This window comes from Bordetella bronchialis, from assembly GCF_001676705.1.
GTDB classification, from domain to species: Bacteria; Pseudomonadota; Gammaproteobacteria; order Burkholderiales; family Burkholderiaceae_B; genus Bordetella_C; species Bordetella_C bronchialis.
This window is the reverse complement of the sequence record NZ_CP016170.1, coordinates 1,897,044-1,910,823: the sequence shown is the minus strand read 5'-3', so window position 1 is coordinate 1,910,823 and position 13,780 is coordinate 1,897,044. Positions and strand designations below refer to the sequence as shown.

At 68.5% G+C, this 13,780-nt stretch carries 11 protein-coding genes; 7 read left to right on the top strand and 4 right to left on the bottom strand.

From position 1 onward, the window contains the following. The first annotated feature begins 80 nt into the window (after positions 1-80). Entirely contained in the window at positions 81-719 is a 639-nt protein-coding gene (locus BAU06_RS08520; RefSeq protein ID WP_066347024.1) for an LON peptidase substrate-binding domain-containing protein, read from the top strand. Here the strand turns inward: BAU06_RS08520 and BAU06_RS08515 are convergent. After that, positions 712-3,471: an MGH1-like glycoside hydrolase domain-containing protein gene (locus BAU06_RS08515; RefSeq protein ID WP_066347021.1), complete on the bottom strand. Its 2,760-nt coding sequence runs from the start codon at positions 3,469-3,471 to the stop codon at positions 712-714. The two genes, BAU06_RS08520 and BAU06_RS08515, sit on opposite strands and share 8 nt — an antisense overlap. A 33-nt stretch (positions 3,472-3,504) precedes the next feature. Further along, positions 3,505-5,439 carry an amylo-alpha-1,6-glucosidase gene (locus tag BAU06_RS08510; RefSeq protein ID WP_066358481.1) on the bottom strand — a complete coding sequence of 645 codons (1,935 nt, stop codon included), beginning with the start codon at positions 5,437-5,439 and terminating at the stop codon, positions 3,505-3,507. Between the two features lie 212 nt (positions 5,440-5,651). Between BAU06_RS08510 and BAU06_RS08505 the strand changes: the two genes are divergently transcribed. Then, complete coding sequence (locus BAU06_RS08505; RefSeq protein WP_066347018.1) at positions 5,652-5,900, top strand: hypothetical protein; 249 nt, start codon at positions 5,652-5,654, stop codon at positions 5,898-5,900. A gap of 38 nt (positions 5,901-5,938) precedes the next feature. Here BAU06_RS08505 and otsA read toward each other — a convergent pair whose 3' ends face one another. Further along, positions 5,939-7,342 carry an alpha,alpha-trehalose-phosphate synthase (UDP-forming) gene (gene otsA, locus BAU06_RS08500; RefSeq protein ID WP_066347015.1) on the bottom strand — a complete coding sequence of 468 codons (1,404 nt, stop codon included), beginning with the start codon at positions 7,340-7,342 and terminating at the stop codon, positions 5,939-5,941. A 35-nt stretch (positions 7,343-7,377) separates the two neighbouring features. Continuing rightward, on the bottom strand, positions 7,378-8,115 hold the full coding sequence (gene otsB, locus BAU06_RS08495; RefSeq protein WP_066347011.1) for a trehalose-phosphatase: 738 nt from the start codon (positions 8,113-8,115) through the stop codon (positions 7,378-7,380). A gap of 198 nt (positions 8,116-8,313) precedes the next feature. On the opposite strand from otsB, the gene BAU06_RS08490 reads away from it, so the two are divergent. The 5 genes from BAU06_RS08490 (at position 8,314) to BAU06_RS08470 (ending at position 13,585) form a co-directional block, all read left to right on the top strand. Beyond that, the gene (locus tag BAU06_RS08490) at positions 8,314-8,973 is read left to right on the top strand and encodes a response regulator (protein ID WP_066347010.1); all 660 of its coding nucleotides are present in this window, start codon (positions 8,314-8,316) and stop codon (positions 8,971-8,973) included. Then, positions 8,970-10,301 carry an ATP-binding protein gene (locus tag BAU06_RS08485; protein ID WP_066347006.1) on the top strand — a complete coding sequence of 444 codons (1,332 nt, stop codon included), beginning with the start codon at positions 8,970-8,972 and terminating at the stop codon, positions 10,299-10,301. The genes BAU06_RS08490 and BAU06_RS08485 overlap by 4 nt, the downstream gene beginning before the upstream one ends. 135 nt (positions 10,302-10,436) lie before the next feature. Beyond that, on the top strand, positions 10,437-11,906 hold the full coding sequence (locus BAU06_RS08480; RefSeq protein ID WP_066347003.1) for a DegQ family serine endoprotease: 1,470 nt from the start codon (positions 10,437-10,439) through the stop codon (positions 11,904-11,906). 189 nt (positions 11,907-12,095) lie between these two features. Continuing rightward, positions 12,096-12,806, top strand: a complete 711-nt coding sequence (locus BAU06_RS08475) for a M23 family metallopeptidase (protein WP_066358479.1) — start codon at positions 12,096-12,098, stop codon at positions 12,804-12,806. 17 nt (positions 12,807-12,823) lie between these two features. Further along, complete coding sequence (locus tag BAU06_RS08470; protein ID WP_066346997.1) at positions 12,824-13,585, top strand: hypothetical protein; 762 nt, start codon at positions 12,824-12,826, stop codon at positions 13,583-13,585. Positions 13,586-13,780: the final 195 nt, after the last annotated feature.

The following is a 13,780-nucleotide window of genomic DNA, read 5'->3' as shown; positions in this document are numbered from 1 at the left end:
AGGGCGGCCACGCTGCCCGCGCCGGGGACGCGGGAGTCCCGCCAGGCGACGGGCAGCGGTCAATTGTGCCATCATGCCGCATGGCTTCCATCCCGTTATTCCCCTTAGGCAATGCCCTGTTCCCGGACGGGATCATGCATCTGCGCGTGTTCGAAGTCCGCTACCTGGACATGGTGCGCCAGTGCATCGCCGATGGCAGCGCCTTCGGCGTCGTGCCGCTGCTGGAAGGCCAGGAGGTCCGCACGCCGGAAGGCAAGGAAGTCCTGGCCGGCGCCGGTACGCTGGCGCGCATCGTGGAATCCTCCGCGCCCATGCCGGGCCTGCTGCAGATCGTCTGCGCCGGCACGCGCCGTTTCCGCCTGCTCTCCGCGGAGCAAGGGCGTTTCGGCCTGTGGACGGGCGAAATCGAAATCCTGCCGGACGACCCCGCGCGCGAGATCCCGCAGGAACTGCAAGCCTGCGCCAACGCCCTGGGCGCCCTGATCGCCGACCTGCAGCGCCGCGCCACGCCCACGGCCCTGATGCCGGTGGTTCCGCCCTTTCGCCTGGACGAATGCGGCTGGGTCGCCGACCGCTGGAGCGAAATCCTGCCCCTGGCGCCGGCGATGAAGCAGGACTTGTTGCTGACGGCCGACCCGGAATTGCGCCTGGCGCACATCCACGACCTGCTGGAGACGCGCGGCCTGCTATCGCCGCCGGATACGTCCCCACCTATTTGACCGCCTGCCCCCGGGCCCGCGCCACGGCGGCGGCGGCCTCTTCCTCGGCTTCCTGGTCGGTGGGTTCCAGCATCGGCAGAATGCCGCTGCCCATCGCGCCGCGCGGCTGCAGCAGCAACGCCACCAGGGCAGTCCAGCCGGTCTGATGCGACGCGCCCAGGCCACGGCCGGTATCGCCATGGAAGAACTCGTGGAATAGCACCAGATCGCGCGAGGCCGGGTCGGCCTGCAGCAGCGGATAGCCCATCATGGACGGCCGTTCGCCGTCGCCATTCTTCAGGAACAGGCGGGTAATGCGCTGCGCGAGCAGGTCGGCGATTTCCCGCAGTGAATACCTGTGGCCCGACCCCGTGGGGTACTCGACGCGGAAATCCTCGCCGTAATAGCGATGGAATTCATATAGCGACTCGATCAGCAGATAATTGACCGGCAGCCAGACCGGCCCGCGCCAATTGGAATTCCCGCCGAAGACCCGCGAATCGGATTCGCCCGGCAGATAGCGGATGCAGAAGCTCTGCCCGTTGTGGTGGAATTCATAGGGCGCGTCGCGATGGTACCGCGACAGCCCGCGCACGCCGTAGTCCGACAGGAACTCGCTTTCGTCCAGCGCGCGCCGCAGCAGCGCTTTCATGCGATGCCCGCGCAACAGCGACAGCAGCGCCGAATTGCCCTTGCCCGGTTCGGTCCAGCGCGATACCAGCCTGGCCAGGTCGGGGCGATGCCGCAGGAACCAGCGCAGCCGTTCCTTGAATCCCGGCAGCCGCCCGTGCACGTTTTCTTCCAGCACCTGCACGGCGAACAGCGGGATCAGGCCGACGATGGACCGCACCCGCATGGGCATGCTGTCCTGGCCCGCCAGGTGGAGCGCGTCGTAGAAGAATTCGTCCTCTTCGTCCCACAGGCCGGTTTCGCATTCGTCGCCGCTGTTGACGGCCTCGGCGATGTACAGGAAGTGCTCGAAGAACTTGACGCCGATATCGACGAAGGTCTTGTTGACCGTTGCCAGCTCCAGCGCGATGCGCATCATGTCCAGCGCATAGGCCGCCATCCATGCGGTGCCGTCGGACTGGTCGATGTGCCCGCCGGTGGGCAGGGGCTGGGAGCGGTCGAAAATGCCGATGTTGTCCAGGCCCAGGAAACCGCCCTGGAATATGTTGTGCCCATCGGCGTCGCGCCGATTCACCCACCAGCCGAAATTCAGCAGCAGTTTGTGGAAGATCAGCTCCAGGAAGGCATGGTCCGGCTCGCCCGTCCAGGCGCGGTCGATTTCATAGACGCGCCAGGTGGCCCAGGCATGCACCGGCGGATTGCCGTCGCCGAATGCCCACTCGTAGGCGGGAAGCTGGCCATTGGGGTGCTGGTAGCGGTCCTTGACCAGCAGCAGCAGCTGGTTCTTGGCGAAGACCGGATCGACCAGGGCCAGCGCGGTCGCCTGGAATGCCAGGTCCCAGGACGCATACCAGGGGTATTCCCATTTGTCCGGCATCGATACCACTTCGCCATTGCACAGGTGGCGCCACTCGGCGTTGCGGCCGCGCCGCCGGCGCGCCGGCGGTGTCGGCTGCGCGGCATCGCCGTCCAGCCACCGCGTCACGTCGAACTCGTAATACTGCTTGGACCACAGCAGTCCGGCCAGGGCCTGCCGCTGCACGAGCCGGGCGTCGGGATCCTCTATTCCCTGCTGCAGGCAGGCGTAGAAGGCATCGGCCTCGGCGCGCCGCCGGGCGATCAGCGCTTCGGCATCCAGGGGCTGCGCATCGCGCCGCGCCTGCGGCTGCAGGCGCAGCACCATGCTGGTCCGCGTGCCAGGCGCAAGGCAGGCGACGCGGTGTGCCGCCACCTTGGTGCCGGCGTCCTCGCGCACGGCGTCCTGGATGTCGTGCACGATGTAGTCGTTGATGCCGTCCTTGAACGGCCCCGCTCCCTCGCTGCCGAACAGGCGCCGCACATTGGTTTCGTTTTCGCAGAACAGCCATTGCACCGGGTCCGGTGCCTGGACGGTGGCGATCATGGGTTCATACGCCGGGTGCCGCGCCAGCACGGCCCAGCCATCGCCGTCGCGCACCCGCTGCAGCGAGGGCTTGGGCGATGCGCCGTCCCATGACCACGTATTGCGCGCCCACAGCTGCGGCATCACGTGCAGCGTGGCGTATTCGGCGCTGGGATTCTCGATCGTCACGCGCATCACGATATCGTCCGGCGTGTGCTTGGCGTATTCCACCGTGACGTCGAAGTAGCGGCGGTCATCGAACACGCCGGTATCCAGGATCTCGTACTCGGGCTGGTCCACGCCGCGGCGCGCATTCTCGGCAACCAGGTCGGCGTAGGGAAAGGCCGCCATGGGATAGCGGTACATCATGCGCATGTAGGAATGCGTGGGCGTGGCGTCCAGGTAGAAATACAGCTCCTTGACGTCTTCGCCGTGATTGCCCTCGGCATTGGTCAGGCCGAACAGGCGCTCCTTGATGATGGGATCGCGCCCGTTCCACAAGGCCAGCGACAGGCACCAGCGCAGCCGGTCGTCGCCATAGCCGGCGATGCCGTCCTCGCCCCAGCGATAGGCGCGGCTGCGCGCATGCTCGTGCGGGAAGTAATCCCAGGCGGTGCCGTATTCGCTATAGTCCTCCCGCACCGTGCCCCACTGCCGTTCGCTCAGGTAAGGCCCCCAGCGCCGCCAGGGGACGGAATCGGCCTCGGCCAGGCGTTGGCCTTCTATGGTCTGGAATAAAGCGGTGGCACGCGGCGGCGACATGGCACGTCCTTGCGACAGGCGGGAAAAGCGAATTTACTCCGTCGGGGCGGCGCCGGGCACGACGCCGCGCAACATGCTTTCCATGCGCAGCAGCTCCCCCAGCGACCAGGCCTGGAAGGGCGCGCCGCCCCATGAATGCGGCGCATCGCCGTCGGCGATCTCCGCCACATGGTCCAGTCCGCCCGCGTCCAGGTGGCGATACAAGGGCGCCAGCCAGCGCGCGCGGGCCGCTTCCACGGCCGCCCGGTCCAGGCTGCCCGCCTGGGCACGCACGCGCAGCCAGGCCTGCAGGAAGGCGCCCATGAGCCACGGCCAGGCGGTGCCCTGGTGATAGGCGGCATCCCTTTGCGCGGGGCCGCCCTGGTAGCGGCCGATGTAGCGGGGATCGCCGGGCGCCAGCGTGCGCGGGCCCATCGGCGTCAGCAGCTCGCCTTCCACCTGGGCCACCACGGCGCCGGCCAGCGGCCCGTCGATCACGGCGTGGGGCAGGCCCCCGACGGCGAAGATCTGGTTCGGACGCACGCTGCCGTCCAGGCAGCCCGGCTGGTGCCCGGCGTCCACCACGTCGTACAGGCCGCTGCCGTCGGGCTTGGGATAGCGCCGCAGGAAGGATGCGGAGGCGCGGCCAGCCAGGGCGCGGGCGGCCGCGTCCCAGGCGCCCGCGATGCGCAGGGCGTTGATCCATAGCGCCTGCACCTCCACCGGCTTGCCGATGCGCGGCGTCACCACCCAGTCGCCCACCTTGGCATCCATCCAGGTCAGCTGCAGGCCTTCCGCGCCGGCGCGCAGCAGGCCGTCCTCGTCGGCGGCGATACCGTGCCGCGTGCCGGCGGCATAGCCGGCGACGATCGCGTCGATGGCCGCGCGCAGCGTCTCGCGGGCCGCCGCGTCGGCATGCCCCGACTCCAGGTACTCATGGGCGGCCACGACGAACCACAGGGAGGCATCCACGGCGTTGTATGCCGGCTCCCCGCCGTCGTCGGGGAAGCGGTTGGGCAGCATGCCGCGCGAGATGTAGCGGGCCCATTCGAGCAGGATGGCGCGGGCGTCATCGAGGCGCCCGCTCGCCAGCAGCAGCCCGCGCATGGCGATGAAGGTATCGCGTCCCCAGTCGGTGAACCAGGGGTAGCCCGCGACCAGCGTCAGCCCTTCCGCCCGCGACACGACATAGGCATCGGCGGCGCGCCGCAGCCGGTCCGGAAAGGCGGCGCGCCGGGCGGCCTCTTGCCCCGCCATGCGGCGGGCGAGCGCCAGGGCGTCGTCGGATGGCGCGCCCTCGGCCATGTCGGCGGCCAGGATCATGGCCGCCGGACCGGCGCCCAGGTCGAACGTGAACCGGCCCGGCGTGGCCAGGTCCTCGACGTCGTCCATGCCGCGCTCGCGCTCGCGGGCATAGCAGAAACCCCGGTACCAGTCGGGCTCGTGGGTATAGCGGCCGTTGGTGTGCGCCACGATCGCCGGCACATCGCCGTAGGGTCGCCAGCGCACCCGCGCGTCCTGCACGGTCGCGGCGAAATCGAAGGCAGGGTTCTCGCGATGCAGGGCGTGGTAGTCGCGTCCCGACAGCAGCGGCCGCACATTCAGCGCCAGGCCGCCCTCGCCTTCCAGCGTCCAGCGCAGCACCGTGCGGGCGCTCTGTTTGTCCACGAAACACTCCGCACGCACGGCGCGGCCGTCCCGCAGCCCCAGGCGCCACGTGGGCCAGGGATGCAGGTCAAACGAGACGGGCGGGGCCCCGTCGCCGGGAACGAGCAGGTCCGGCGCATAGCGCTGGGGCGTGAGCAGCTGGGGCCCGTCCGCCAGGTCGACCCAGGCCTGCACGCCATTGACCAGGACCATGCGCCCGGTGGGAGGCCGGGTGGCGCACAGCAGCAGCGCGTGGTAGCGGCGCGTGTGCAGGCCGCACGCCGTGCCGCTGGCGTAGCCGCCGCGGCCATCCGCCTCCAGCCATTCCCGGGTGTCGTCCATGCTCAGGCCTGTTGCGGCCGCGCCACGCTGCAATGCACCATTGCAGGGGCTTTCCTGGGGCATGCGCACCACGGAAAGGCACGAAAGCGCTTATTTCCAACGCCATCCGGTTTCTTCCGAAACGGTTGTTGCGACGCATCAAAATAGGTGTTTATCATGATTGCAACGCCCTCGCCTTTAGCTCGTTCCGATCTTCCACCAGGAGTCCCATCATGGGTTCGCGCCGCCTTTCCAGCCTTTCCTTCACGCCTTCCGATACGGCCGCCCTGAAACGCGGCGCCCGCGCGACCGCCCGCTTCGCCCATCGCCGCGTGGCGATGCCGGCCGCCGCCTTCGTGCTCGATTCGGTGGAGGGCCTCTTCACCTTCATCGACGAATTCGCCGATTCCGTCGAAGAGGTGCGCAAAGCCATGGCCCGCGCCCGTTCGGAACGCTACACCATCTCGGCACACCGCCGCTGAAATAATGGGACCGCGCCCCGGCTGCGGCCGGGGGCGGGTCAGGCCACGACTTCCGGCGTGACCGTTTCGCTTTGCAGATCGTCCAGGAAGCGGTCGCGCCAGCGTGACAGGTTGTTCTCGTTGAGCCTGGCGAGCATGCTGCGGTGCCGCGCCACGCGTTCGGGCAGCGACATGGTCAGGGCACGGTCCAGGGTTTCGGCCATGCCGTCCGGATCGTAGGGATTCACCAGCAAGGCGCCCTCGCCCAGTTCCTCCGCCGCGCCGGCGAACTCCGACAGCACCAGCACACCGGGATCGTCCTGCGACTGCGCCGCGACGTACTCCTTCGCGACCAGATTCATCCCGTCGCGCAGCGGCGTCACATAGCCGACTTGCGAGGCGCGGAACAAGGACATCAACAACGCGCGGTCATAGGACTTGTTGATATAGCGCAGCGGCGTCCAGGCCAGGTCGGACCAGCGGCCGTTGATGCTGCCCGCCGCGCTTTCCAGCTGGCGGCGGATCTGCCGGTACTGCTCGACATCGGATCGCGACGGCGGCGCGATCTGCACAAAAGTGACCTGGCCGCGATGCGCCGGGGTTTTCTCCAGCAGGCGCTCGAAAGCCGTGAAGCGCTCCACCAGCCCCTTGCTGTAGTCCAGCCGGTCCACGCTGACCATCAGCCGCCGCTGCTGCAATCCCTGCTTCAGGTTGGTGATCTGGCGCGAGCGGCTGTGCTTGAGCGACAGCTGCTGGATTTCCTCGGGATAGATGCCGATGGGGTACACCCCCGCGCCGATGCGATGGCCGCCGATCTCGATATAGCGGTCGCCGCGGCGCCCCGCGCCGAAGCGCCTGCATACATAGTCGACGAAGGCGCGGCGGTCCGCGTCGGTCTGGAAGCCGACAAGGTCATAGGCGCACATGGCCTCTACCAGCTCGCGATGCGGCGGCACCGTCGCCATGACGGGTTCGACGGGAAACGGAATGTGCAGGAAGAACCCGATGCGGTTGCGGATGCCGGCCTGGCGGCAGGCACGCGCGAAGGGCAGCAGGTGGTAGTCGTGCACCCACAGGATGTCGTCGGGCTCGATCAACGGCTTCAGGCGTTCTACCAGCCAGTGGTTGACGCGGCAATAGCCGGCGTATTCGCGCCTGTCATAGCGGCTCAGGTCGGGCCGGTAGTGGAAGACCGGCCACAGCATGCCATTGGAGAAACCGCGGTAGTACTGATCGTAGTCCGCGCGCGAGAGCGCCACGGTCGCATAGGTAATGTTGTCGCGCGTTTCCTTGTGCACCGTGTCGGGCCGCGTCGAACCGTCGACGATATCGCCACTCCATCCGAACCATATGCCGCCCATTTGCTTCAGGGCATCGAACACGCCCACCGCCAGGCCGCCCGCCGTGGGCTTGCCTTCCGCGATGGGCGCGACCCGGTTGGATACAACGATCAATCTGCTCATAGGCCGACCTCCTTCTTCTATTGTCTTGCCCGCGCTCAAAGCAGCGCGAGCCAACCCGCCAGCGCGGCTGGCGTGGGAAAGCGCCAGTCGGCGACGCTCTCCCCTTCCCCGATCTTGATCGTAACGCCGCCCATCGCCTTGACGGCCTCGAATCCGGCCTCGTCGGTCAGGTCATCGCCGGCGAACAGCGGCACGCGGCCGGCGAAGGGCGGGAGGCCCATCAGGCGGCCGATGGCCGCCGCCTTGCTGGCGTGGCGCGGCTTGATTTCCACCACCATCTTTCCCGGTTGCAGGACGAAGCGATCGGCATGCGGTTGCATGGCCATTTCAGCGGCGATGCGCGCGTCCTGCTCGTGGTCCGGCGCGTTGCGGTAATGAAAGGCCAGCGACAGGCCCTTGTGTTCCAGCTGCGTGCCGGGCCAACGGTCCACCAGGGGGGCCAGGCTTTCCACCATGCGCGCCACCGCGGCGGTGTCGACGGGAAGTTCATGCAGGGTGCCGTCGGGCTCGCGCCATTGCGCGCCATGCAAGCCGGCGCCGGTCAGGACCAGCGGATGGACCAGGGCGTCGATCTGCGCCAGCGGCCTGCCCGATACAATCGCCAGGGCGCCATCCGCCAGGTTCTTCAGGCGTCCCAGCACGTCCAGGGTTTCGGCCGGGACATGCGCCTGCTGCGGCGTGGCCGCGATGGGCGCCAGGGTTCCGTCCAGATCGAACAGGAAGGCATGCCTGCCGACGTTGTCGCTGGTGACGGGAATGGAATGGCTATGCACGTTTTCACTCTCGCCCGCCTACGCGGGGTATGACCGTTACGTTATAGCCCAGGGGTGTAACCAGAAGCCGCTTCGGGAAGTTACAAAACGAGAGCAGACCGCATACAGGCCCCACATCCGCCCCGGAACTTAAGATGACCGTCAGGCTCCAACGCCCTGGATTGCCAGCCCAGCAAGAGCATCGCTAAGGAGAGACGCATGCGCATTCTTTTGGTGGAAGACGACCGGATGATCGGCGAAAGCGTTTTCGACGGCCTGCGCGCGGAAAACTATGCGGTGGACTGGGAGAAAAACGCCAAGGGCGCGGACCTGGCGCTGCGTACGGGGCCCTACGATCTGGTCCTGCTGGACCTGGGGCTGCCGGACGGGGACGGGCTGAGCCTGCTGCGCGACCTGCGCACGCGCCGCAACCGCACGCCCGTGCTCATCGCCACCGCGCGCGACGCCGTCGCCGACCGCATCGCGGGACTGGACGCCGGCGCGGACGATTACGTCATCAAGCCTTATGACATGGACGAACTGCTGGCGCGCATGCGCGCGCTTATCCGGCGCAGCGCCGGACGCGCCGAACCGGTGTTCGAGCACGCCGGCGTCAGCATCGATCCGCACGACCGCTCCGCGCGCGTGAACGGCCAGCCCGTCACGCTGACCGCGCGCGAATGGGCGGTGCTGGAACCGCTGATCGCCCGGCCCGGCATGATCCTGTCGCGCGCGCAGCTGGAGGAAAAACTCTACAGCTGGCAAGAGGAAATCAGCAGCAACGCCGTAGAGGTCTATATTCACGGGCTGCGCAAAAAACTCGGCCAGCGCTTCATCCAGAATGTGCGCGGGGTCGGCTACGTCATTCCCAAAACATGAAGATTCCGCTCGGCTCCTCGCTCAGGGCCCGCCTGATTTTTTTCCTGTTCGCATCCATCCTGCTGGCCGCCCTCGTGCAGGGCATCGTGGCCTACCGCAATATCCTTCAGCAGACCGACGAAATCTTCGACGCGCAGCTGCAGCGTACCGCCGCCTCGCTCACCGCCGGCGACGGCCTGCTCAGCGCCACGCCGTCCGCGCCCGCCGGGCCCGCGCCGGCCGACAATCTCATCATCCAGATCTGGACGGCCGATGGCGCGCGGCTGTTCAAGTCCGCGTCCGGCAAGCTGCTGCCCGATCCGGTGGTGCTGGGTTTTTCCACCGTCAAGGCCGGCATGTCCACGTATCGCGTGTATGCGATGGCCACGCCCTTCCAGGTGACGCAGGTCGCCCAGGATATGGACGTGCGGCAAAAGACCGCGCGGGCGCTGGCCTTGCGCAGCGTCGGGCCCATCGCCGCGGCCGCGCCGCTGCTGATGCTGGTGGTGTGGTGGGTGGTGGGCGCGTCGCTGCGCCCGGTACGGCGCACCCGCGAAGAACTGGCCCGGCGCCAGCCCGAAGCGCTGTCGCCGGTGGCGGAGGCCGGCCTGCCCGACGAGATCCGGCCGCTGGTCCACGAGCTGAACCTGCTGCTGGAACGCACGCGCCAGGCCTTCGCGGCGCAGAAGCGCTTTGTCGGCGACGCGGCGCATGAACTGCGCTCGCCCCTGGCCGCGCTGCGCCTGCAACTGCAGGCGCTGCAGCGTCCCGGCGACGAGGCCGCGCACCGTGTCGCCGTCGAACGCCTGGCCACCGGCATCGACCGCGCGTCGCGCCTGATCGAACAGTTGCTCTCGATGGCGCGCCACGACGCCGCGGCCGTGCAGGCGGCGCCCAGGCGCGTGGAGCTCGTGCAGTTGATGCGCCAGGCCATCTCCGACATCCTTCCCGAGGCCAATGCCAAGGCCATGGATATCGGCATGGACGGCGTGTCAGAGGCCTGGATCCAAGGGGATCCCGATGCGCTCGCGCTGCTGGCGCGCAATCTGCTGGACAACGCGATCAAATACACGCCGGCCGAGGGACGTATCGACGTGGGCATCTCGACCCACGGCGACGCGGTCACCCTGCTCGTCGACGACAGCGGGCCCGGCATTCCGCCGGCGGAACGCGAGCGCGTCTTCGACCGCTTCTATCGCGCGCAGAACCACGACGCGGTGGGCAGCGGCCTGGGCCTGTCCATCGTGGAGGCGGTCGCCCGCCGGCACAACGCCGCCGTGTTCCTGGAAGACGCGCCGGGCCTGGGCGGGCTGCGCGTGCGGGTACGCTTTCCCTTCGGTTTCGCCTAGATCGCGCGGCCCCGGGGCCGCTTAAGTTTCACCTAAGTATCGGGTCGGAAGATGGCGCCGTGTTCAGACACAGGTGGCCGCTGGAGCATTGCCACCGCAACAAACGCTCATTGGACGAGTGCTCGAGGACCCGATATGAAGATCAAGACCCTTACTCCCTCCCGTTTGACGATGTCGCTGATCGCCGCCGGTGTCATCGGCGCCACCGCGGCGACCGCCACGATCGGCACCGCCTCTCATGCCGAGAACGCGCCCCCCGCCATGACCCAGCCCGTGCAACCGGCCCTCGGCATGACCTCGGTGCCGAACTTCGCGCAGATCACGCGCGAATACGGCCCCGCCGTGGTGAACATCAGCGTATCCGGCACCAAGAAGGTCGCCCTGCAGCAGGACCCCTTCGCGCAATTCTTCGGCGGCATGCCCGGCATGCCGGGCTTTCCGGGCTTTCCCGGCCAGATGGGCCCCGGCACGCGAGAGGTACCCATCCGCGGCGAAGGCTCCGGCTTCATCGTCAGCGCCGATGGCTTGATCCTGACCAACGCCCACGTCGTGCAGGACGCCAATGAAGTCACCGTCAAACTGACCGACCGGCGCGAGTACCGCGCCAAGGTTCTGGGCAGCGATCCGGTCACCGATGTCGCCGTCATCAAGATCGATGCCAAGAACCTGCCCGTGGTCCGCCTGGGCAGCGTCGACAACCTGCAGGTCGGGGATTGGGTACTGGCGATCGGTTCGCCCTATGGCCTGGAAAACACCGCGACGGCCGGTATCGTCAGCGCCAAGGGCCGTTCGCTGCCCGACGACACGTCGGTGCCCTTCATCCAGACCGACGTGGCGGTCAATCCCGGCAATTCGGGCGGGCCGTTGTTCAACTCGCGCGGCGAAGTCGTCGGCATCAATTCGCAGATCTATACGCGCACGGGCGGTTTCCAGGGCCTGTCCTTCGCCATTCCGATCAACATCGCCACGAAGATCAAGGATGAAATCGTGGCGCACGGCAAGGCCAGCCACGCGATGCTGGGCGTGACGGTGCAGGAGGTCAACCAGGACCTGGCCGATTCCTTCAAGCTGGACAGCCCGAGCGGCGCCTTGGTGGCCAGCGTGGAAAAAGGCAGCGCGGCCGACAAGGCCGGACTGAAATCCGGAGACGTCATCCGCGCCATCGACGGCCGCCCGGTCGTCTCGTCGGGCGACCTGTCCTCGATCATTACGCTGGAAGATCCGGGCACGCGCGTCAAGCTGGACATCTGGCGCGACGGCAAGCCCGTGCAGGTAACGGCGACGCTGGGCAAGTACGGCAAACAGGAAACCGTCGCCGCCGCCAACGCGCAAACAGGCCAGCATGCCAGGCTCGGGCTCGCGCTGCGCCCCCTGACGCCCGACGAACAGCAACAGGCCGGAACGCCGGGCCTGCTGGTCGAGCAGGCCGAGGGCGCCGCCGCCAAGGCCGGTATCCAGCCGGGCGACATCATCCTGTCAGTGAACGGCGTGCCCACGCGCAATGTCGACGAGGTACGCAGCGCGGTGTCCAAGGCCGGCAAGACGGCGGCCCTGCTGGTCCAGCGCGGCGACGGCAAACTGTTCGTGCCGGTGCAGATCGGCTAAGGCCGGGACCATGGTTGGAGCGGCTCCGCGCCGGCTCCAGCCATGCGCGGCGCGCAGCGGACGGCGTTTCTTGGTACCCTTCGCGGGGACGCCATCGTGGCATCCCCGCGCCAGACCCGGAAACCCGTTTCGCCAGTGCCGCTGCTATCGCCATCGCACCCCCATCCTTCTTCCCCCGGCCATGCCGGAATCCGATATGCCGTCCGCGCACGGCGTATCGCCTGCGCTGCCGCCTTGGCGCTGTTGCTGGCGGCCTGCGCCTCCACCCGCGTGCCGCCCGGCTACTACCGCGTCGAATCCGGTGACACCCTGACCCAGATCGCGCGCGAGCACAGGCAAAGCGTGAGCGACCTGATCCGCTGGAACCGCCTGGACAGCGCCAACCGCATCGACGTGGGCCAGGTATTGCGCGTCACGCCGCCCGGCGACGCCGCGCCGTCGCCAACCCGGCCCGCCGCCCGGTCCGGGTCGGGCACGAAGTCCGCCGCCGCCAAGCCCGACAGCGCCAGGCCCGCCGACACGACGCCCTTGCGCGGCATCCAGTTGGTATGGCCGGCCCAAGGCACGCTCGCCCAGCGATTCAACGGTTCTTCCTCGCAAGGGCTGCGCATCGTCAATGCCGCCGGCACGCCGGTGGTGGCCGCCGCCGCGGGCTCGGTGGCCTACGCCAGCAACGGCCTGCGCGGCTACGGCAACCTGGTCATCCTGCGCCATACTTCCGGATTCCTGACCATCTACGCGCACAACCGCCGGCTGCTGGTCAAACAAGGACAGCAGGTCACACAGGGCCAGAAGATCGCCGAAATGGGCAATACCGACAGCAAGCAAGTCGAGCTGTACTTCGAATTGCGCCAAAGCGGCAAGCCTGTCGATCCGGCGCGGGCACTGCCGCCGCGCTAACTTTTCCCCGTCTTTCCATGGCCCTGGTTCTGGCTCGCTTTCTCTACGGTTTCTCGCTGTCCTGGATCGTCGTGGCGGTCCTCATCGCCGCCACCTTGCTATGCATCCGCCTGGTGGGCATCGCCGTCGTCGCCTTCGACCAGGAACGCAAAGGCGATATCGCGGGAGCGGCCTGCGTCGCCGTGGTCATCGTGGCCGCGCTGGCCGCGATCGGATGGCTGGGCGGCCGCCTGTACGACGCGCTGGGCGCCTCGGCGCTGGTCGGCGGCACGGCGCATTGGCTGGCGGGCGGCAATACCCTCTCGCCCGCCGCCATCTTCGGCGCCTTGGCCGGGTTCGGCAGCCTGGCGGGGATGCGCGCCTGGATGAACCGCCCGCCCAGGGATCCCGCGCTGGCCAGGGGAAAGGCGGCCGACAAGGCCGCGGCCAAGGCGGAGCGCGGGTCCGCCCGCGCCGATGGCGCGTCGTCCGGGGGCAAGACGCGGGCGGCGGCATCCAAGGCACGGGCCAAGGCAGCGGCGCCCGCGCGCGGACCGCGCATCCCGCAGCTGGGCTGGAGCGCGCTGTTCCTGCTCCTGCTGGGCGCCGCGGTCTTCGCCTTCGCCTACGGGGTGGATCCCCTGTCCGTCCCCCCGGACGCCACGGCGGCGGCCGCCCGCATCTATCGCGACATGGCCATGCGTGCCCGGCCGGTCTACCTGGCGGCGGCGGTGCTGTTGGGCACGGGCGCCGTGCTGGCGCTGCTGTGGTTCTTCTGGCGGCGCAGACCGGAACGCTAGCTGTCCCGATGTACAGGCCGCGCCGGCCGTGGCCGGTGTTGTCCTTGCGCGAACCGCGCGGGCCCAGGCGGGCCCCGCCCCCTGGCATCGAGACTTCCCGCCCCGGCGCCCGATCCGCGTATTGCCGGGGAAGCGCCAGGCGCCCGTATCCGTCCCGGCCGGCTCGCGGACGGGTATGGCGCCCCGCTTCCCGTG